The following is a 19,795-nucleotide window of genomic DNA, read 5'->3' on the forward strand; positions in this document are numbered from 1 at the left end:
TTCTGGGTGACCCGCCTTTTGTTCTGATAGTTATACCCCTTGTAACCGGCCTTGGAACTTGCGTTGACGTACGGGCTGCCGGCGTTCCCAGGCGAGGCACCCCGATCTCAAGACGTTCTACAGTGTGGGCGGGGGCAGGCGGGCGATTGTCGACGCGTTCGCCGCACTGGATCGGCCGCTTGAGGTGTTTATCGGCCACGACCTGGATGAGGAAAACCGCCAACTGCTGGCCGAGGAAAAAGTCGCCGCGATCATCGATCACAACCTGCAGATCGATGCTCGCCACGTGTTCCTGCATATCCTGCAATTTCATCGCCTGTGGAAGGCCGGGCCGATTGCGTCGTCGCAAGTGCAGATTGTCACGCCGTTCAATCTGCCTTACAGACTCATCCTGTTTACGCCGGGCGAACGCCTTCGTATGCATCTTGCAGCAACTGACGGATGGCCTTTGCTTCAATCGGCCGTGGGTTCCAGTAGGGGTTGGACAAGGCAATGTCGGTCGCACGATCGAGGTCCGCCTCGCTCAAGCCCAGGTCCTTCAGCCGGGTCGGTGCGCCCAGTGAACTGGACAGGTCGAACAATGCCGCCGCGGGGCTGCAATCCTCAACGTTCAGCGCCCGGCTAATGCGCGACAGGGCCGGGGCGGCAGACTGGTTGTAGGCAATAGCGTGCGGCAGCACGATGGTATGGGTTTGTGCATGAGGCAAGTTGAAACTGCCACCCAGGGTATGGCAAAGCTTGTGATGCAACGCCATGCCGACGTTGCCGAGCACCGTACCGCAGAGCCATGCGCCATACAGGCAGTCATCGCGGGCATCGAGATCGCTTGGGTTTTGACGGATGGTTTTCATGCCGGCGGCGAGCGCCCGAATGCCTTCCTCGGCCATCAGCGACATCACCGGATTGCCATCCTGGGCATACAAGCCTTCGGCGGCGTGAGCAATGGCGTTCATGCCGCTGGTGATGGACATGTCGACGGGCAGGCTGACGGTCAGCTGCGAGTCGTAGATCACGGTTTTTGGCAGTACGCGCGGATCTTTGCCGGTGCGCTTGAGGCCGTTTTCGGTCAGGCCGAAAACCGGCGTCATCTCAGATCCGGCATAAGTGGTCGGGATCGCCAGGATAGGCAACCCGGAGTCCATCGCAATGGCCTTGCCGAGCCCTGTGGTTGAGCCGCCGCCAATGGCCACCGCGCAATCGGCGCCTAGCTTGCGTGCCAGCTCGCGAGCTTCACGGGCCGTTTCGATGGGCACGTGCATGACGGCTTTGTCGAAAATGTCCGCCGCGCGATCGCCCAGCAGCTGGGCGATGTGTTCGGCTTGGGCGCGTTGTTCTGGCGTGCAGAGGACTAATGCCCGTTTGGCGCCCAGTCGATCGATTTCCGCTTCCAGCTGTTGCAGCGAACCTTGGCCGAAGATGACGCGCGACGGTTGACCGTTATAAATAAAGGGGGACGTGGACATACGTCTATTCTCCGCAGACAGCTAGGGATGATGAACGGGTGGCGATAGGGGTCGGTTGATAGGCAAACAATTGCCAATTCATTCCTGTCCTCAGCCAGACATTTAACGTTCGGTTCTGGATTGTTTTAGCCACGCCATGGGACGTGATATCGGCAACCATCTCGCCAAAGACGATGGCGGTGTCTCCTGATTGATGGACTTTATGAACAACGTGTTGAATGCGGTGATAGATCGAAAGTCCATCACGCAAGTTCTTCATGAAGCTGTCGCGGTTGTCCACTTTGCCACTGGAGTGGACATAACTGAGTTCGGGATGAAGTAAACGCTGAATGCTCTCCAGGTCATTACTTTGCATCGCTTGATAACGTTGTTCTTCCAGCGCTGAAATCAACGCAGTGATGGACGGCTCGTTGCTCATGGGGTCCTCGAGATTGGAATTAGCCAGGTAATCGACGACTACGCCTTCGCCAGGAAGAAATCGAATTCCAGGGTATAAAACGGATCGCTGCTGACAGTCCCGTCGGGAGTTTCGCCGGGAGGTTGCTGAGCCCAGTGGGTGATCAGTGACGAGCGCACGCCGAACACAGCGTCGGAATCAAGGTAGGGATCACCTTCGCGGAAAACCTGGGTGACCAACCGTTTGTAACCGGGGGCACTGATCACGAACTCCAAGTGCGCCGGGCGCCAGGCGTGGCGATTGAGCGCGGTGAGCATCGTGCCGACAGGACCGTCATGGAGAACGCGGTGGCTTTGCGGCACGACGGTGGAAAAAAAGTATCGGCCGAGCGGGTCGGCTTGTAGCAAGGCGCGCTCGGTGTCGCTTGCCACAGGATTATTCAAGTCGCCACCTGCCTGGCTGACTTGAACGGTAGCGGACGGCACCGGATTGCCTTTGGCGTCACGAATGGTGCCCCGCATGTACCCTTTGGCGCCGTGGACCCCGGCACTGATGTCGGCACCCAGGTCATACACCGTGGAGTTGTGAATCTGTGGCACGTCGAAGGCTGTCGCCTGAGTGCAACCCGACGGCTTCCTGTCATTCTGAGCCAGCACCAGGGTCGACAGGCCCAGCGTGTGTGACAGCAGCACAAACTCCTGGCGATCGGACGAGCAGGCGTTGCCCACTTGTTCGAGAAAATCGATGCCGCTTCGCCATTCTTCCTCCGTCAGTTTGATATCGCGAGCGAAGGCATGAAGATGTTGTACGAGGCTGGTCATTACCTCGCACAAACGCGCATCAGCGGTGCTGCTATTACGCGCCAATACGGCTTGTGTAATGGTCGCTTCGTCCAGATTTCGCATCTTGACTCCTTGGTTTTCTTAAGCCCCGAGCGCGCTTGCGATTGGCGAGATACGTCTTGGGCCGCTCTTTTCAGGTCATAGCGCTGCACGTTATAGTTCCGCACAGCGTTGAAAAAGGCCGCCTACGAAATTCTTTATTTCATATATGAAAAAATAAAAACGGAGCACTGAATGGATCGGCTGACCGAACTGGAGCTTTTCGTAACGACGGCGGAAGTCGGCACCCTGACCAAGGCGGCGGAAATACTCGGGCTGTCGAATGCCGCTGCAAGCCGGCACCTGGTTGCGTTGGAGCAACGACTGAATGTCAGATTGATTGACCGCAACACGCGGCGTTTGGCCCTGACCAACTCCGGTCATCAATTTTATGCGAGCTGCAAGAGCCTGCTCGGCGAGTTGAAGGAAGCCGAGGCTTCGCTCAGCGAATCGCTGGTGCAGCCAGTCGGCACGCTGACGATTACCTCTTCAATCTCGTTTTGCATGCTGCATATCGCGCCGCTGATCCCGGCGTTTCGCAAGAAGTACCCGCATATTACGGTCAAGGTGCTGGGCGAAAACCGCTATTACGACATTATCGACAGTGACATCGATCTGGCGATCAGGACCAAGGAATACGAGCCGGATTCCAACATCACCATTCGCCGCCTTGCCGAAACGCGTCGGGTGCTGGCCGCTTCACCCGGTTACCTGCAGCGCAAGGGCACGCCGAAGACCATCGACGATCTGGCCAATCACGATCTGTTGATTTACAGCCACGCCAACCAGCCCCGGGTCATGCGCTTTACCAAAGGCGATGAAGAACGGGTGGTCAAGGTCGACCCGATCCTGGAAACCAACGACGGCCAGATTGTCCGCGCGGCGGCCTTGGCCCATGGCGGCATCCTGGTGCAACCGAAGTACATCATTAATGCCGACCTGGTAGCGGGGCGCCTGATCCCGGTACTGGATGATTGGGACTTGCCGCGCCTGACCATCAACATGGCTTTTCAAAGCCGTCGCTACATGCCGACCAAGCTGCGCGTGTTCATCGATTTTCTGCTCGCGGACTTTGCCGAGCACGAGTATGAACACTACTGGACGCGTTAAAGCAGTTTCTCGCTGGACGGAATACACATTTATTTTTTTGATGGTATTCAGTTTGGCGAGTGCAAACTATGCTCCGTTCCGCTTGAACAGTTGAGCTTCTCTTGTTCAAAGAGAAGTTGTTCCTTCCGTTTGAATAGTGCTCGACAACACGACAATAAAGGCGTCTGCGTTCGCCTGCGCGTTTAAAAATAAATCTAATAATAAGGAAACGTTAAGCCCATGAAAAACTTTGCCAAGTGCACGGTTGCGGTCAGCTTTTGCCTACTGGTTCCCAATTTATCAAATGCCGCCAATGAAGCCTTTTCCAGCGATTCGCGCTGGATGACCGGTGACTGGGATGGCGTACGCAGTGACTGGCTGGATCAGGGTGTTGATATCGAACTGGGTTACACCGGGGAAATGGCCGCCAACATGCGCGGCGGTTATGACAAAGATCATACGGCGCGCTGGACCGAGCAATATGCATTGGGCTTCAAGGCCGACATGCAGAAAATCCTCGGTTGGGAAAATTCGCAATTCCAGTTCACCGTCACCGAACGTGATGGGCGCAACCTGACCAACGATCGCATCGCTGATCCGCGAGTGGGAGGTTACTCCTCGAGCCAGGAAGTTTATGGTCGCGGGCAAACCTGGCGCCTGACGCAAATGTGGCTCAGCAAAGGCTGGCTGGACGGGGCGCTGGACCTGAAATTTGGCCGCTTTGACGAGGGCTCGGACTTCAACAGCTTCCCGTGCGACTTCCAGAGCACGCCGTTCTGTGGCGCCCAGGCGGCGAACTGGATTGGCGACATTTGGTTCAACTGGCCGGTCAGCCAATGGGCCCTGCGCGCACGCTACCAGTTCGCTCCCGAGTGGTATGCACAGGTCGGGGTCTTCGAGCAGAACCCCTCTTACCTGGAAACCGGTAACGGCTTCAAGCTCAGTGGCAGCGGGACCAAGGGCGCGCTGATCCCGGTTGAGTTGGTCTGGAGCCCCACGATCAACGCATTGCCCGGAGAATATCGGCTGGGCTATTACGAGAGCACGGCCAACGCCGATGACGTACTGAAAGATCGAAATGGCAACCTCCAACCCCTCACTGGCGATCAGTTCAAACAACACTCCAGTCGTCACGGTTACTGGTTCGTCGCCCAGCAGCAATTGACCGCCCGCGATGGCGACAGCCAACGTGGACTTTCGGTATTTGCCAACTTCACCGCACACGACAAAGAAACCAGCCAGGTCGATCATTTCATTCAGGCAGGCATCGTCTACAAGGGGCCGTTTGATGGACGGCCAAAAGATGATCTGGGCGTGGGCATCGCGCAGGTCCACACCAACCCGGACTTCCGCCAGCGTGCACGCTTGCAGAATGAACAGAACGGCATTGCTGATTACCTGGATCCCGCCTTTCTGCCCCTGCAGTACAACGAAGTGAGCAGCGAGATCTATTACGGGTTCCACGTCACCAACTGGCTCACCGTACGGCCCAACCTGCAGTACGTGAAATACCCCGGTGGTGTGCGTGAAATCGACGCTGCAGTGATCGCCGGTCTCAAGGTGCAAGCGAAGTTCTAGCCCGGCAATGGCCCGCCACGATCAATGGATCCGAACCGTGGCGGGGCTGACTACAGTTTTCCACTCAGCGGAAAACACATTTGCCATAGAGGCATTTTTTTTCCGTTTCAATGGCAGTAGTCTCAATTCCACTGAGCGTACAAATAATTTCAATAAGGTTGACCTCATGTCCAACAATCAAAATGCCTCCAGTGCTTCGTCAAAGATTCTTTGGCGTATCGCAGCCATCACCACCATGGGATCGCTGGGATTTGGTTACGACACCGGAGTGATCTCCGGGGCGCTGCCGTTCATGACGCTTGATGCCAGTCAAGGTGGCCTTGGCTTGACGCCCATGACGGAAGGGTTGGTGGCTTCCTCACTGATATTTGGTGGCGCTTTCGGCGCACTGTTCGCGGGTCAATTATCAGATCGCTATGGTCGCCTCGGTGTACTCAAGGCCCTGGCCATATTGTTTGCACTGGGCGCGCTGGGTACGGCTGTAGCGCCTGATATCTGGACCATGGTCATCACCCGTTTCATTCTGGGTATTGCCGTCGGCGGCGCGTCATCGACCGTTCCGGTATTGATCGCCGAGTTGGCGGCCCCTAAACACCGCGGTCGGCTGGTCTGCCAGAGCGAGTTGATGATCGTCTCCGGACAGTGCCTGGCCTACATCACCAGCGCCGGCCTGGCGCATCTGTTCGACAGTCCGTTCATCTGGCGCTACATGCTAGCCATTGCGCTGATCCCGGCGGTGCTGCTGTACGTCGGGATGCATTTTGTGCCGACCTCACCCCGTTGGTTGGTCAGCAAAGGTCGTATCGCAGAAGCCAAGACGACCTTGGCCGGCATCCGTGATACCCAGCGCGAGGCGGACCGCGAGCTGAAGGAAATCATCGCCCAATGCAACGTCGAGCGCGAACATAGGGGTGTGCTGGGCAAGCTCAACGAACCTTGGCTGCTCAAGCTGCTCGCCATTGGAATCGGTCTTGGCTTTGTTATCCAGTTCACCGGCGTCAATGCGTTCATGTACTACACGCCGATGATCCTCAAGGAAACCGGCATGGGCATCAACGCCGCACTGATCGCAACCATCGGTAATGGCGTGATCTCGGTGATCGCCACCCTGATCGGTATGTGGGTGATCAATCGCATGGGCCGGCGTTCGATGCTGCTGTTGGGGCTGACGGTTGTGGTACTGGCGCAAATCTTCCTCGGTGTGGTGCTCAATTTCATGCCGCACTCACTGCTGCAAAGCTACCTGGCATTGTCCGGCGTGCTGGTGTTTCTGTTCTTCATGCAGATGTGCATCGGCCCGGTGTACTGGCTGCTGATGTCGGAACTGTTCCCGACCCACGCCCGCGGTTTGATGAATGGCATCTCGGTGAGTGTGTTCTGGATTTTCAATGCCATCGTCGCCTTCCTCTTCCCGGTCTTGTTGAGCGTGATGGGCGGCATGACCTTCTTCCTGTTCGCGGTGGTGAACATCGGCTCGATCATCTTCTGCACGTTGTGGTTGCCGGAAACCAAGGGCCTGACCCTGGAAGAAATCGAACAGCAAATGAAGCAGCGCTTCAACGGTCGTAAATGGGCTGTTGGCCAAGCTCAAGCGTATTGAACCCGGCTTTCAAGAATAACGAACAAGGATCTCAAGCCATGACTGCTCATCTGGATACCGACATCGCTATTGGCGGCCTTTTCGAAGAGGAACACTCTGCCGAAATCGTCAATGCCCGAATCTGCGCCGACGCCAATCCGCGCCTGGCTGAAGTCATGACGGTACTGACCAAGCATTTGCACGCAGCCATCAAGGAAATCGAGCCGACGCACGAGGAGTGGTTCAAGGCCATAGAATTCCTCACCCAGACCGGGCAAATGTGCACCGACTGGCGCCAGGAGTACATCCTGCTGTCGGATGTGCTCGGCGCGACCATGCTGGTCGATGCGATCAACCATAGGCGGCCCAAGGGCGCGACGCCTAACACGATTCTGGGTCCGTTCTACGTCGCCAATGCCCCGCATTACCAGAACGGCGCGAACATTTGCCTGGATGGCAAGGGTGAACCGACGCTGGTCAGCGGCCGCGTGCTGGATACAGCCGGCCGGCCAATAGCCGGCGCGACCCTGGATATCTGGCAGACCAACGATGACGGTTTCTACGACGTGCAGCAAAAAGGCGTACAACCGGATTACAACCTGCGCGGGCTGTTCACCACCGATGCAGATGGCTACTACGCGTTCCGTACCGTCAAACCGCGCCATTACCCGATTCCCGCCGATGGCCCCGTAGGCAAGTTGTTGGGCGATTTGGGACGGCACCCGAACCGTGCGGCGCATTTGCACTTCATCGTGACGGCCAAAGGTTACGACCAGGTCATCACGCATATCTTCACGCCCGACTGTCAGTACTTGCACGAGGACACGGTGTTTGGCGTGAAGAAAGAACTGATCGCCGAATTCACCAACCAAACCGATCCTGCTGTCGCCGAACGCTATGACCTGCCAGTGCCGTTCCTGGCGGTCAATTGGGACTTCGTCCTGACCCCGGCCTGATCAAAAAACTGTTAGCGACCGTCTTCAAACCACTCACTCATAAGTGATCGTCATGCCAAACAAAAACATTGAACTGCTTGCCGCTTACTGGACCCTCGCTGGCGATACGTATCCCGGCGCGCCCAGCGAGATCAGTCCGTTTTCCCTGCAGGACCGTGCACAGGCCGCTTCGAAAGCCGGCTGGAAAGGCATGGGCCTGGTGCACGCCGACATCATGCACAACGTCGCCAAACTGGGTATCTCTACGGTACGCAACATCTTCCAGGACAATGGCATCAAGCACCTGGAAGTCGAATTCCTGACTGACTGGCACCTGGATGGGGAACGCCGTGCTACATCAGACCGGATCCGCGACGAACTGCTGGAGGTCGCCGGCGAACTCGGCGCGCGCAGCCTCAAGGTCGCCGCAGGCCTGTTCGAAGACGGGCCACCCGATATACCGCGCATGCGTGAAACCTTCGCCTTCCTGTGCGACCGCGCTCAACCGTTCGGCGTCAATGTGGTGATCGAATTCCTGCCGTTTTCCAGCGTGCGCACTATCGATCTCGCCATCGCCGTGGCCGAAGGCGTACGCCCTAACGGCGGCCTGTTGGTCGACACCTGGCACGTTGCGCGGGGCGGCATGAGTTTCGACGAAATCGCCAAGATTCCGCTGGAGCTGATCAAGTCCATCGAGCTGGATGACGCCAACCACGCCATCGTCGAAACGCTGTTCAACGACTCCACGCACCACCGTAAATGCTGCGGTGAAGGCCAACTCGACGTGCCGGACTTCATTCAGCAAGTGGTCAACGTCGGCTACGACGGACCCTGGGGCGTCGAATTGATCTCCGCTGAACTGCGCAAGTTGCCGCTCGAAGTGGCCGCGAAGAGAGCCTTTGACTCAACCATCGCGCAATTCGAACGGATCCAGTTCCCGACTTGATGCGTGAAGCCCATTGAATTTTTGCTCGTCTACAACAACGAACAATAGTGTTTCCAGGAGATAAATAATGGTAGGTATCGCAGTTCTCGGCGCCGGTCGCATCGGCAAGATCCACGCAGCCAACGTCGCTGCGAGCAAGTTCGCCAAGCTGGTGGTGGTGGCTGATCCGTTCGGCAATGCCGCACAGGAGTTGGCCGATGCATTCGGTGCCGACGCCATGCTCGACTGTGAAGCGGCCATCGACCGCGATGACGTCCAGGCGATTGTCATCGGCACGCCGACTCATACCCACATCAGCCTGATGCTGCGCGCCGTGCGCCAGGGCAAAGCAGTGCTATGCGAGAAACCGATCGACCTGGACATGGCCAAGAGCCTGGCCGCGGTGGAAGAAGTGGAACGCCTCAACGGGCGAGTGATGCTGGCATTCAACCGCCGCTTCGAGACCACTTTCGCCGAAATGCGCGCCGCCATCGACGCTGGCGATATCGGCGAAGTGCGTCAGGTAATCATCAGCAGTCGCGACCCGGGCCTGGCGCCTGAAGACTACATCCAGCATTCGGGCGGGATCTTCCGCGACATGACCATCCATGACCTGGACATTGGTCGCTGGCTGCTGGGCGAGGAGCCGGTCGAGCTGACCGCCATCGGTAGCCGCTTGATCGATCCGCACATGATGGAAAAATACGACGACTACGACACCGCGATGGTGCAGATGCAAACCGCATCGGGCAAACAGTGCCATATCAACAACTGCCGCCAGGCGGTCTATGGCTACGACCAGCGCATCGAAGTGTTCGGCTCTAAAGGCATGTTGCAGATGGATAACCTGCGTCCAACGACAATCCGTCGCTGGAGTCAGGACGTCACCGATGCGCGCGAACCGCTGCTGAACTTCTTCCTCGAGCGTTATCAGCAAGCCTACAAAGCCGAACTCGATGCCTACATCGAAGCGCTAGTGAAGGGCACGCCGATGCCGACTACCGTGCAGGATGGCCTCAAGGCCCTGAAGCTGGCTGATGCCGCAGTCGAATCGGTCAAGACCGGGCGTGCGGTCAGGCTCTGAGCTTGAACGGTCATTGGCTATCTCGGACAAGAACACCTGGAGAACATCATGTCCTACAAGCTTGAGAATGGCGCCACGATCGGTGTGGCCTGCCTGGGCATTACCCACCCGCACACGTCGGGCCGCGTCAAAGCGTTCAAACGCATCCCCGGCGCACAGTTCCTTGGCGCCTACGACGACAGCCCGTTGCTCGACCCATTCTGCGATGCGCTGGGTTTGCAGGCGCGCAGCAAGGAAGAAATTCTCGCCGACCCGAATGTGCACGTCGTGTTGGTGCACCCCAAGAGCTACCTGATGGCCGACTGGGCCATTGAAGCGCTGGAAGCCGGCAAGGCAGTGCTTTGCGAGAAACCGGCGGGCCGCGGCACCATAGACACCAGCCGTATCGTCGAAGCGGTCGAGCGCACGGGCGGGTTGTTCCAGGTGGGTTACTGCTGGCGCTACGCACCGTCGGTGGAAAAAATGCAGCAAGTGCTGCAGAGCGGTGAAATCGGCAAGGTTCTGCAAGTGCGTGCTCACGCCGGCTGCTCCCACGACGAGGCTGACACCAACCACATGAAACAACCGGGCGACCGTGGCGGCGCCTTTTATGTGATCGGCTGCCACACCATCGACCGTTTGCTGCTGCACTTCGGCATGCCCAAATCGGTCAATGCGCGGATTACCAAGTTCGCCGGGCAGATGAGTGACTCTGCGCGCGAGGACGCCGTAGGCGCGGTGCTCAACTACGATGATAAGTTGATCACCATCGATTTCATGTCCTGGGACCCGATGCCCTGGACCGAGAGTTGGGACATTACCGCCTACGGTACTCACGGGGTGATGCATTCCACGCCGATGCCGGCGTCGTACAAGCTTTACCACGATGGCAAGAACGGTCATCAGCAAGGCTGGACGCACTGGAACGAGAACAGCTTTCCGGAGATCTGGGCGGTGCGCAAAACCGTTTATTCCCCGGAAATCGCCGAAATCGGTAACCCGGTGTATTTCGATCGCGAGGCCGCTGCCTTCGTCCACTCGCTGCGTACCGGTAGCGCTTCGACAGTGCCAGCCACTCAGGCACATAACATCAACGTGATCCTCGAAGCGTTGTTCCAGTCCGCTGAGTTGAACGGCCAGGAAGTCATCCTGGCTCAATAGCGACATGTAGTTCTGTAGGCGAAAGTTCCGTAGGCGAAATGACCCCGCCGGCTCTGTAAAAAGAGCCGGAAGGGCAGTTGCATCCCCGAGAAATGCCAACAACAAAAAGAAGAGGACACCATGCACAAGATCATCAAGGTTGCCGCGGCAGTATTGTTGGGCCTGGCCGTCAGTGCCTGCTCGAAAAATGAAACCAGCACCAAGGGCACGATTGGCATTGCCATGCCCTCGAAAACCGAAGCGCGATGGGTCTCAGACGGTAGCAGTATCGTCGATTCGTTGAAGAAGCTCGGTTACGACACCGACTTGCAGTATGCCCAGTACGAAGCGCCGACCCAGCTGTCGCAAATCGAAAACATGATGGTCAAGGGCATCAAGGGCCTGATCGTCGCGCCGATCGATGGCACGACCATGGCCGATGTGCTCAAGCAGGCCAAGGAAAAAGGCATCAAGGTCATTTCCTATGATCGCCTGATCCGCAACACCAAAGACTTTGATTATTACGTCACTTTCGACAACTACCGCACCGGGGTGCTGCAGGGACAGTCCATCGTCGACAAGCTGCAACTCAATCAGGGCAAGGGCCCGTTCAACCTGGAGATCTTCGCCGGCTCCACGGACGACAACAATGCCCATGTGGTGTACGCCGGGGTGATGTCGCAGCTCAAGCCCTTCATCGACAGCGGCAAGCTGGTCATTCGCAGCGGACAGCAAGCCATGGAAAAGGTCGCCACTCCAAACTGGGACGGCGCACAGGCCCAGGCGCGCATGGATAACCTGCTCAGCGCTTTCTACGGCACCGCCCACTTGGATGCGGTCCTGGCCATGAACGATCAGATCGCTACGGGCGTGGTGTCTTCGTTACGCGGAGTGGGCTATGGCACGGGCAAGGCAGCCATGCCGATCGTGACCGGCCAGGATGCCGAGATTTCCAGCATCAAGTCGATCATTCGCGGCGACCAGACCTCCACCATTTTCAAGGACACCCGCGCCCTCGCCGAAGCCGCCGCGCAGATGATGGACGCGACCTTGAGTGGCAAGACCGTCGTGGTCAACGACTCCACGTCCTACGACAACGGCTCGATGATCGTGCCGACCCAGCTGCTGACCCCGCAACTGGTCGATGGCAACAACTGGCAGAAAGTCCTTGTCGATGACACCAGGTTCTACACGTCTGAGCAGTTGCGCTGAGGCAACCCGAGATCGGTGTGTGCTGGCAGGAGAGAAAAAATGACAAAAACAATTCTCGATATGCGTGATATCCAGAAATGCTTCGGCCCGGTGAAGGCGCTGAGCCGGGTCAACCTCAAGGTCGGCGATGGCGAAATCCATGCGATCTGTGGTGAGAATGGCGCCGGCAAATCGACCCTGATGAAGATCCTCAGCGGCGTCTACCCGCATGGCAGCTTCACCGGCGAGATTGTCTTCGATGGTGCGCCGCGTACGTTCCAGGGGTTGCGCGAGAGTGAGGCACTGGGCATCTGCATCATTCACCAGGAATTGGCACTGGTGCCTATGTTGTCGATCACCGAGAACCTGTTCCTCGGTAACGAGATCGCGCGCCATGGCGTAATCGACTGGGATGAAGCGCACCAGCGGGCCCGCGAGTTACTCGCCCGAGTCGGCCTCGATGCGCGGCCGCAGACCCTGGTGGCCAACCTCGGCATCGGTCAGCAGCAGATGGTGGAAATCGCCAAGGCGCTGGCCAAGGACGTACGTCTGCTGATTCTTGACGAGCCGACTGCGAGCCTCAACGAAAAAGACAGCGACACCTTGCTCAAGCTGATGCTCGAGCTCAAAGGGCGTGGCATCACTTCGATCATCATCTCGCACAAGCTCAATGAGATTGGTCGGGTGGCTGATGAGATCACGGTGATTCGCGACGGCAGCACCGTCGATGTCATCGACTGCCGTGCCGAGCCGATTGATGAAGCCCGAGTGATTCGTTCGATGGTGGGCCGCGAGCTGTCGGACCGCTATCCCGCACGCAATTGCGACATTGGCGAAACACTGTTCGAAGTGCAGGGCTGGTCGGTCGGCGATCCGGAGCGTCCAGGGCGCGACCGCATTCGCAACATCAACTTCCACGTGCGTCGTGGTGAGGTGGTGGGCATCGCGGGGCTTATGGGCGCGGGCCGTACCGAGTTTGCCATGAGCGTGTTTGGCCGCTCCTACGGTTCCAACATCCGTGGCAAGGCGCGCATTGACGGGCGTGAAGTCGATCTCGGCACCGTACGCAAAGCGATTGATCAAGGCTTGGCCTATGCCACTGAAGACCGCAAGGGCGCCGGACTGATATTGGGTGAAAGCATTACCCGCAATACCAGCATGGCCAATCTGACGGCCGTGTCCAAACGCTGGGTAATGAACGAATTGGCCGAGAGCAAGGTGGCGGTCGATTTCCAGGCGCGTCTGCGCATTCGCACCCCGGATGTATTGCAGTCGGTGGACAAGCTTTCGGGGGGTAACCAGCAAAAGGTCGTGTTGGCCAAATGGTTGTTCTCCGATCCCAAGGTGCTGATCCTCGACGAGCCCACCCGCGGTATCGATGTCGGGGCCAAGTACGAGATTTACGGGGTAGTCAATCAGGTGGTCAGCGAGGGTAGGGGCGTTGTCATGATCTCCTCGGAGATGCCCGAGTTGCTGGGCACCTGTGACCGGATTTATGTGATGAACGAAGGGCGCTTTGTCGGCGAGTTTCCGATCGCAGAGGCATCGCAGGAAAAAATCATGCACGCAATCATGAAAAATGAGGTGATCCAGTGAGCGAAGTCAGCGTACCTCTCACATCCAAACCAACGGCGCTCACGTCATTCAAGCGCGGCGCGCGCGAATACGGACTGCTGGCATCGTTGATTGTCATCATGGTGTTCTTCCAGGTGGCCACCGGCGGGGCGCTGATGCAGCCGCTCAACCTCACGAACCTGTTGTTGCAGAACAGCTACATCGTGGTCATGGCGCTGGGCATGCTAATGGTGATCGTCTGCGGCCACATCGACCTCTCGGTCGGTTCGGTGGTCGGCGTGATCGGCGCGCTGGCCGCCGTGCTGATGGTCCAGTATCGACTGGACTTCTTTACCGTAACGGTGATCTGCCTGGCGGCGGGTGCGCTGATTGGCGCGGCGCAGGGTTACTGGGTGGCGGTCTGGGGCATGCCCTCGTTCATTGTCACCCTGGCCGGCATGTTGATCTTTCGCGGCGCCACCATCGCGATTTCCCAGGGGCAGTCGATCGGGCCGTTTCCGCCAGCCTTTTCGGCGATCAGTTCGGGCTTCATCCCGGATGTCTTTGCCGGTGAAAACCTGCGCATTACCTCGTTGCTGCTGGGGATTGCGGTCGCGGCGGCGTTCTGGGTGGTCGAGTATCGCAGTCGCAAACGCACCCTCAAGAGCGGCGGCAGTGTCGCTCCCATGACCCTGTTCGCGCTGAAGAATGGCGTGGTCGCGGCACTCATCGTGTACTTCTGCTACCTGCTCTCGACATACCGCGGCATCCCCACGGTGCTGGTGATCATGAGTGTGTTGATCGGCGTGTACACCTTCATCATGAACCGTACCGTTATCGGCCGCTGGATTTACGCGGTGGGTGGCAATCTCAAGGCCGCCAAGCTGTCGGGGATCAACACCTCGCGGGTGACCTTCTTCGCCTTCGTCAACATGGGCGTGCTGGCGGCGGTGGCCGGGCTGATTTTCGTCGCTCGCCTCAACAGCGCGACACCACGGGGTGGCACCGGGTTCGAGCTGGATGTGATTGCTGCGGTGTTCATCGGTGGCGCCTCAGCGTCCGGTGGGGTAGGCAAGGTAGTCGGTGTGGTGATCGGCGCTTTCATCATGGGAGTGCTCAACAATGGCATGTCGATCATGGGTATTGGCATCGATTACCAGCAGATGATCAAAGGCGCTGTGTTGCTGGCGGCGGTATTTGTAGACGTGTATCAAAAGAGCAAGGGTTGATATGGCAGGCATGACTGGCACCGCAGGGAGACAGCGATGATCAAGCACATTGTGATGTGGAACCTGGAGGGTGAAACGCCTGAACGGCACAGGCAAGCTTGCCTGTTCCTCAAGGAGCGTTTTGAAGGGCTCGCCGGACTGATACCAGGACTTCTGAAAATTGAGGTCGGCGTGGATTTGAGTCGAATCGACTATGCATGCGACGTGGTGCTCTACAGCGAATTTGATTCGCAAGAAGCACTGGATGCCTATGCCTCCCACCCGGAACATTTGCGGGTGAGGGGCGAGCTGGGCAATTCACGCATCGCGCGGCATCAGGTCGACTACGTGTGCTCATAAGTCCCGGCGACGCACTGGTTGCCGGCGACCAGCCCCCCCGATAGCAGTCTGTCGTCAGTAGCTCCGGTTCTCAGCCTTTCCTGTGAGCCGCGAGGGGGGCGAAAGAAAGTAACGTTCGCAGGACCTCACGGCTGACCTTGGTTGTTCTCAGAAACCGCGCTGAACAATCGTCTCCAATAGGGTGAGCTCAGGGGCACGGCGCTATGGACTCATCACTCAGAAGCAAACGCAGTGTTCCCCCTCACCTGTTGGGTATCAGCGGTCGTCTGGCGACCCAACTTGAACCATGCGGCGTACAATGCCGGGACGAAGAAAATCGTCAGTAGCGTCGCCACGGTAAGGCCGCCCATGATCGCAATTGCCATCGGTCCCCAGAACACACTGCGCGTTAGCGGGATCATTGCAAGCACGGTGGCCAGCGCTGTCAACATCACCGGACGGGCTCGGTGGATGGCGGCATCCAGCACAGCGTTCCACGGGTCGCGCCCCTCGGCGATCTCGATTTGTACTTGATCGATCAGGATCACCGCGTTGCGCATGATCATGCCACCCAGAGCGATGATGCCCAGGATCGCGACGAAGCCCAGCGGCGACTGAAACACCAGCAGCGCCGGCACCACACCGATCAGGCCCAGCGGTGCCGTCAGCACCACCATCCACATGCGGGAGAAGTTCTGCAGTTGCAGCATGAGTAACAGCAGGATGGTGATCAGCATCAATGGAGCCACCGCCAGCAGCGCCTTGTTGGCCTTGTCACTTTCCTCAACCGCTCCGCCCACATCGATGCGGTAACCGGTCGGCAGCCTGGCTTCGATGTCCTTAAGCAACGGCTGGATTTCCTGCGTCACCGATACACCCTGTTCTCCATCCTTCACATCCGCACGTACAGTGATCGCCATATCGCGATTGCGGCGCCACAGTACCGGCTCTTCCAGTTCAGGGCGCACCTGTGCGACTTGCGACAGCGGCACCACGGTTCCCTGGCGTGTATAAAGATTGATGTTTTTCAGGGTGTCGAGATTCAAGCGCTCCTCTGGCACGGCACGGGCCACGATGTCGATCAGGTCCTCGCGCTCGCGCAGCTGCGACAGGGTTGCGCCGTTCATAACGGTCTGGGTTGCCAGTGACACGTCGGCCGGCGTGAGGCCAAGCGCGCTCGCCTTGTCCTGATCAAGCTCCACTTTCAGCGTACGCACCGGGTCGTTCCAGTCGAGCTGGAGGTCGCGCACCTTCGGGTTGGACGCAATCACCTTTTCCACGTCGCGGGCGATCTTGCGCACCACCTGGGTATCGGGGCCTACCACGCGGAACTGCACCGGGTAGCCGACAGGTGGCCCCAACTCGAGCCGGGTCACCCGCACCCACGCCTGTGGGAATTGTTGGTCGGACGAGGCCACCAGCCGCGCACGTACCCGCTCGCGTGCATCCAGATCCTTGGTCATTACAACGAACTGGGCAAAACCCGGGTTCGGCAGTTCGGGGTTGAGCGAGAGATAGAAGCGCGGTGCCCCGGCGCCGGTGTAGGCAGTGTAGAAGCGCACGTCTTTGTCCTTCGCCAGGATCTCCTCCATGTGCTTGACCTGCTCGGTGGTCGCGGCGAACGAGGAACCTTCCTTAACGCGCAGGTCAATGACCAGCTCAGGGCGCGAACTGTTGGGGAAGAACTGCTGCGGCACCAACTTGATGCAAGCCAGGGCAAGCACCAGTGCGCCCACCGTCGCACCAATGACCACCCAGCGGTGCTCGATGGCGGCGTCGATCAGGCGGCGCAGGTTGCGGTAGAACTTTGTGTCGTGCTGATTACCGTGCTGGTGCTTGCCCAAGTCATCGGGCAGCATCTTGACCGCCAGGTATGGGGTGAAGATGCCGGAACAGATCCACGAGAACAGCACCGCGGCGCCGACGATCCAGAAAATGCCACCCGCATACTCGCCGGTGGTGGACTTTGAAAGGCCAATCGGCAGGAAGCCCACGACGGTGATGAGTGCGCCGGTCAGGCGCGGCATGGCGGTGGACTGATAGGAAAAGGCGGCCGCTTTTACGCGGTCCATGCCGGTTTCCATCTTCGCCACCATCATCTCGATGGCGATGATGGCGTCATCCACCAGCAGTCCCAACGCGATAATCAGTGAACCGAGCGAGATGCGCTCGAGGTTCCAGCCCATCGCCAGCATCACCAGCGCTACGCCACCCAGTACCAGCGGCACTGTGGCCGCGACCACGAGGCCGGCGCGCCAGCCCAGGCTGGCCAGACTTACCGCAATCACGATGATCAGCGCCTCGGCCAGCGCGCGCCCGAAGTCCAGGATTGCATCCTTCACCGTGGTTGGCTGGTCAGCCACCAGTTCCAGCTCCACACCGTGCGGAAGTTCTGACTGGATCTTGGCGACTGCCGTGTCCATCGCCTTGCCGAGGTCCACGATGTTGCCGTCGCTGGTCATTGTGATGCCGAGCATTAGCACCGGCTGGCCGTTGTGGCGTACCGTGTAGGTCGGCGGATCCTCGAAGCCGCGTGTAACGGTCGCGATGTCGCCGAGCTTGATCAGCCGGCCTCCCGCGGAGATGGGCACGTTGCGGATTGCCTCTTCGCTGGTGAATTGGCCACTCACGCGCACCATGACGCGGTCGCCGCGGGTATCAATCTGGCCGGCGGGCAACATCGCATTCTGACTCTTGAGACTTTCTGCGATGGCCAGCGGTGTAATGCCCAGCGCTGCCAGGCGCTCGTGGGAGAACTCGACGTAGACGCGCTTGGCCTGCTTGCCGATAAGATCGATCTTCTTGACCATCGGCACCTTCAGCATCTGGCGCTTGATGTCCTCGGCCGCGTCCGACAGCTCAGCGTGGCCGATGCCGTCGCCTTTGACAGCGTACATCAGGCCATACACGTCGCCGTACTCGTCGTTCAGGATCGGGCCGATTACGCCGTCGGGCATCTCCAGGCTCAGGTCATTGAGTTTCTTGCGCGCCTGGTACCAGGCCTCGCGCTGATCGGCCTTGGAGGTGCCGCCGCGCACGGTGAGCGTCATGCCGGCGTAACCTTGCCGCGCGTAGGTAACCACCTTCTCGAAGTTGTCGATCTGCTCGAATTTTTTCTCCATGCGGTTGAGGACCTGGTCCTGCAACTGCTGGGCGGTAGCGCCCGGCCAGATGACCATCGCGGTCATGGAGGGCACGGAAAAATTCGGATCTTCGAGCTGGCCGAGCCGCGTGAAGCTGAAGGCACCGGCCGCCGCGACAATGAGGAGCATGAACAGAACGATGGCGCGATGGCGCAGCGCCCAGTCGGTGAGGTTGAAATTGTTCATCGGGCTGCCTGCTGCGTGGTGTTCGTATCAACAATCGCCGTGTCGGGAAGCGCGACCTTCAGTCCGGATGCCATTTTCTGCACCCCGGCGGTGACGACCAATACTCCGGCCTGCGGCCCGGAGACGAGCACCTCATCGTTGCGATATCCCAATACCGCCACAGGCAGCAGTTCGACAGTGCCTACCGGATCCTTGCCTGCGGGTGTGACCACCCACAGCGCCGGCTGGCCACCGCTTTGCGTCAGCGCCGTCGCCGGCACCGCTGCCACCGAGACATTGGTCATCACGTGCTCGGCCGTGACCGTTGCGGTGGCACCCAGTGGTAGTGCCTTGGCTGGCTTGAGTCGAGCACGGTAGGTGCGTGTTTGCGCCGCAGCCTGTGGTGAAAGTTCGCGTAAGGTGACATCAAGGTTTTCGTTTGGCGCACTGGCCAGCGAGGCTTTGAAACGCGCCTCCTTGAAGGCGGACATCTGATCCTCGGGCACATCGATGACGATCTCGGATTCGTCCGGATTCGCAATCGAGATCACTGGCTGACCCTGCGCAACGACCTGTCCCGCTTCGATGCGTACTGCCGTGACCACGCCGCTACGGGAGGCGCGCAACACGGTGTACTTGAGCCGGTTGCGTGCGAGCTCAAGCTTTCGCGCTTCAGCCTCGGCGGTCGCATGCGTGGTCTGAGCATTGGTATGCGCACGCTCATCGTCGGCCGCACTGACCGAGCCATCAGCCTTCAGGGCAGTCAGGCGCTGACGATCGGATTCCGCCTGACGTGTCAGCTCCACGGCAGCAGCCCACTGCTGTTGCGACGCTTCCTCCGCGAGGCGGTAGTCGCTGTCGTCCAGCACAGCCAGTATGTCGCCTTCGTGTACCAACTGACCCACATCAACCTTGCGTTGGGTCACCTTGCCGTCCACACGGAAGGATTGCTCGACTTCATGCCGCGACTGCACGGTGCCCACGTAGCGACTGACGTCGCGGGCATTGTCGTAGTTGATTTCAATGGTACGTACCGCTCTGGGGGCCGGCACGGACGGTTGATCCGGGCTGCACGCGCAAAGCAAAGCGGCGACGGCCAAGGCGCCGGCCGCAGTAAGGGAGTTCTTCAAGACGGTTCCTCTTTG

Annotated in this window: 16 protein-coding genes and 1 pseudogene; 12 read left to right on the forward strand and 5 right to left on the reverse strand. The window is 58.9% G+C overall.

Annotated elements, in window-relative coordinates; all coding sequences use genetic code 11:
• Positions 1-67: 67 nt before the first annotated feature.
• A pseudogene (locus ACEN8Z_RS14440) lies at positions 68-379 on the forward strand (LacI family DNA-binding transcriptional regulator); the annotation flags it as partial.
• A gap of 16 nt (positions 380-395) precedes the next feature.
• Here the strand turns inward: ACEN8Z_RS14440 and ACEN8Z_RS14445 are convergent.
• The 3 genes from ACEN8Z_RS14445 to ACEN8Z_RS14455 are packed head-to-tail and all read right to left on the reverse strand — an operon-like array spanning position 396 to position 2,765.
• Positions 396-1,463 carry a maleylacetate reductase gene (locus ACEN8Z_RS14445; RefSeq protein ID WP_495594600.1) on the reverse strand — a complete coding sequence of 356 codons (1,068 nt, stop codon included), beginning with the start codon at positions 1,461-1,463 and terminating at the stop codon, positions 396-398.
• 4 nt (positions 1,464-1,467) lie between these two features.
• Positions 1,468-1,881, reverse strand: a complete 414-nt coding sequence (locus tag ACEN8Z_RS14450) for a nuclear transport factor 2 family protein (protein WP_495594601.1) — start codon at positions 1,879-1,881, stop codon at positions 1,468-1,470.
• 38 nt (positions 1,882-1,919) lie between these two features.
• Positions 1,920-2,765: a dioxygenase gene (locus ACEN8Z_RS14455; RefSeq protein WP_495594602.1), complete on the reverse strand. Its 846-nt coding sequence runs from the start codon at positions 2,763-2,765 to the stop codon at positions 1,920-1,922.
• A 171-nt stretch (positions 2,766-2,936) separates the two neighbouring features.
• Between ACEN8Z_RS14455 and ACEN8Z_RS14460 the strand changes: the two genes are divergently transcribed.
• The 11 genes from ACEN8Z_RS14460 (at position 2,937) to ACEN8Z_RS14510 (ending at position 15,363) form a co-directional block, all read left to right on the forward strand.
• A complete protein-coding gene (locus tag ACEN8Z_RS14460) occupies positions 2,937-3,851 on the forward strand; it encodes a LysR family transcriptional regulator (RefSeq protein ID WP_495594603.1) in 915 nt (304 codons plus the stop codon).
• 219 nt (positions 3,852-4,070) lie between these two features.
• Entirely contained in the window at positions 4,071-5,408 is a 1,338-nt protein-coding gene (locus ACEN8Z_RS14465) for a carbohydrate porin (protein WP_495594604.1), read from the forward strand.
• A 166-nt stretch (positions 5,409-5,574) separates the two neighbouring features.
• Positions 5,575-7,008 carry a sugar porter family MFS transporter gene (locus tag ACEN8Z_RS14470; protein ID WP_495594605.1) on the forward strand — a complete coding sequence of 478 codons (1,434 nt, stop codon included), beginning with the start codon at positions 5,575-5,577 and terminating at the stop codon, positions 7,006-7,008.
• A 38-nt stretch (positions 7,009-7,046) separates the two neighbouring features.
• Complete coding sequence (locus tag ACEN8Z_RS14475) at positions 7,047-7,943, forward strand: intradiol ring-cleavage dioxygenase (protein WP_495594606.1); 897 nt, start codon at positions 7,047-7,049, stop codon at positions 7,941-7,943.
• Positions 7,944-7,995: 52 nt separating this feature from the next.
• Positions 7,996-8,868 (forward strand): sugar phosphate isomerase/epimerase family protein, encoded by an 873-nt coding sequence (locus ACEN8Z_RS14480; RefSeq protein WP_495594607.1) that lies wholly within the window; start codon positions 7,996-7,998, stop codon positions 8,866-8,868.
• A gap of 67 nt (positions 8,869-8,935) precedes the next feature.
• Positions 8,936-9,931: an inositol 2-dehydrogenase gene (iolG, locus tag ACEN8Z_RS14485; RefSeq protein WP_495594608.1), complete on the forward strand. Its 996-nt coding sequence runs from the start codon at positions 8,936-8,938 to the stop codon at positions 9,929-9,931.
• 48 nt (positions 9,932-9,979) lie between these two features.
• Positions 9,980-11,071 (forward strand): Gfo/Idh/MocA family protein, encoded by a 1,092-nt coding sequence (locus ACEN8Z_RS14490; RefSeq protein ID WP_495594609.1) that lies wholly within the window; start codon positions 9,980-9,982, stop codon positions 11,069-11,071.
• A gap of 120 nt (positions 11,072-11,191) precedes the next feature.
• Entirely contained in the window at positions 11,192-12,262 is a 1,071-nt protein-coding gene (gene chvE / locus ACEN8Z_RS14495) for a multiple monosaccharide ABC transporter substrate-binding protein (protein ID WP_495594610.1), read from the forward strand.
• A gap of 39 nt (positions 12,263-12,301) precedes the next feature.
• A complete protein-coding gene (gene mmsA, locus ACEN8Z_RS14500) occupies positions 12,302-13,837 on the forward strand; it encodes a multiple monosaccharide ABC transporter ATP-binding protein (RefSeq protein ID WP_495594611.1) in 1,536 nt (511 codons plus the stop codon).
• On the forward strand, positions 13,834-15,024 hold the full coding sequence (gene mmsB, locus ACEN8Z_RS14505) for a multiple monosaccharide ABC transporter permease (protein WP_495594612.1): 1,191 nt from the start codon (positions 13,834-13,836) through the stop codon (positions 15,022-15,024). Before mmsA ends, mmsB begins: the two co-directional genes overlap by 4 nt.
• 36 nt (positions 15,025-15,060) lie before the next feature.
• On the forward strand, positions 15,061-15,363 hold the full coding sequence (locus ACEN8Z_RS14510; RefSeq protein WP_495594613.1) for a Dabb family protein: 303 nt from the start codon (positions 15,061-15,063) through the stop codon (positions 15,361-15,363).
• 212 nt (positions 15,364-15,575) lie between these two features.
• Here the strand turns inward: ACEN8Z_RS14510 and ACEN8Z_RS14515 are convergent, their stop codons facing one another.
• Complete coding sequence (locus ACEN8Z_RS14515; protein WP_495594614.1) at positions 15,576-18,671, reverse strand: efflux RND transporter permease subunit; 3,096 nt, start codon at positions 18,669-18,671, stop codon at positions 15,576-15,578.
• Positions 18,668-19,780: an efflux RND transporter periplasmic adaptor subunit gene (locus tag ACEN8Z_RS14520; RefSeq protein ID WP_495594615.1), complete on the reverse strand. Its 1,113-nt coding sequence runs from the start codon at positions 19,778-19,780 to the stop codon at positions 18,668-18,670. Before ACEN8Z_RS14520 ends, ACEN8Z_RS14515 begins: the two co-directional genes overlap by 4 nt.
• Positions 19,781-19,795: the final 15 nt, after the last annotated feature.

The sequence above is a fragment of the Pseudomonas sp. Pseusp10 genome, from assembly GCF_059492225.1.

Excerpts from the sequence above, each read along its gene's own strand:
- ACEN8Z_RS14445 (WP_495594600.1), bottom strand. The coding sequence starts at position 1,463 with ATGTCCACGTCCCCCTTTATTTATAACGGTCAACCGTCGCGCGTCATC.
- ACEN8Z_RS14450 (WP_495594601.1), bottom strand. The coding sequence starts at position 1,881 with ATGAGCAACGAGCCGTCCATCACTGCGTTGATTTCAGCGCTGGAAGAA.
- ACEN8Z_RS14455 (WP_495594602.1), bottom strand. The coding sequence starts at position 2,765 with ATGCGAAATCTGGACGAAGCGACCATTACACAAGCCGTATTGGCGCGT.
- ACEN8Z_RS14460 (WP_495594603.1), top strand. The coding sequence starts at position 2,937 with ATGGATCGGCTGACCGAACTGGAGCTTTTCGTAACGACGGCGGAAGTC.
- ACEN8Z_RS14465 (WP_495594604.1), top strand. The coding sequence starts at position 4,071 with ATGAAAAACTTTGCCAAGTGCACGGTTGCGGTCAGCTTTTGCCTACTG.
- ACEN8Z_RS14470 (WP_495594605.1), top strand. The coding sequence starts at position 5,575 with ATGTCCAACAATCAAAATGCCTCCAGTGCTTCGTCAAAGATTCTTTGG.
- ACEN8Z_RS14475 (WP_495594606.1), top strand. The coding sequence starts at position 7,047 with ATGACTGCTCATCTGGATACCGACATCGCTATTGGCGGCCTTTTCGAA.
- ACEN8Z_RS14480 (WP_495594607.1), top strand. The coding sequence starts at position 7,996 with ATGCCAAACAAAAACATTGAACTGCTTGCCGCTTACTGGACCCTCGCT.
- iolG (WP_495594608.1), top strand. The coding sequence starts at position 8,936 with ATGGTAGGTATCGCAGTTCTCGGCGCCGGTCGCATCGGCAAGATCCAC.
- ACEN8Z_RS14490 (WP_495594609.1), top strand. The coding sequence starts at position 9,980 with ATGTCCTACAAGCTTGAGAATGGCGCCACGATCGGTGTGGCCTGCCTG.
- chvE (WP_495594610.1), top strand. The coding sequence starts at position 11,192 with ATGCACAAGATCATCAAGGTTGCCGCGGCAGTATTGTTGGGCCTGGCC.
- mmsA (WP_495594611.1), top strand. The coding sequence starts at position 12,302 with ATGACAAAAACAATTCTCGATATGCGTGATATCCAGAAATGCTTCGGC.
- ACEN8Z_RS14510 (WP_495594613.1), top strand. The coding sequence starts at position 15,061 with ATGATCAAGCACATTGTGATGTGGAACCTGGAGGGTGAAACGCCTGAA.
- ACEN8Z_RS14515 (WP_495594614.1), bottom strand. The coding sequence starts at position 18,671 with ATGAACAATTTCAACCTCACCGACTGGGCGCTGCGCCATCGCGCCATC.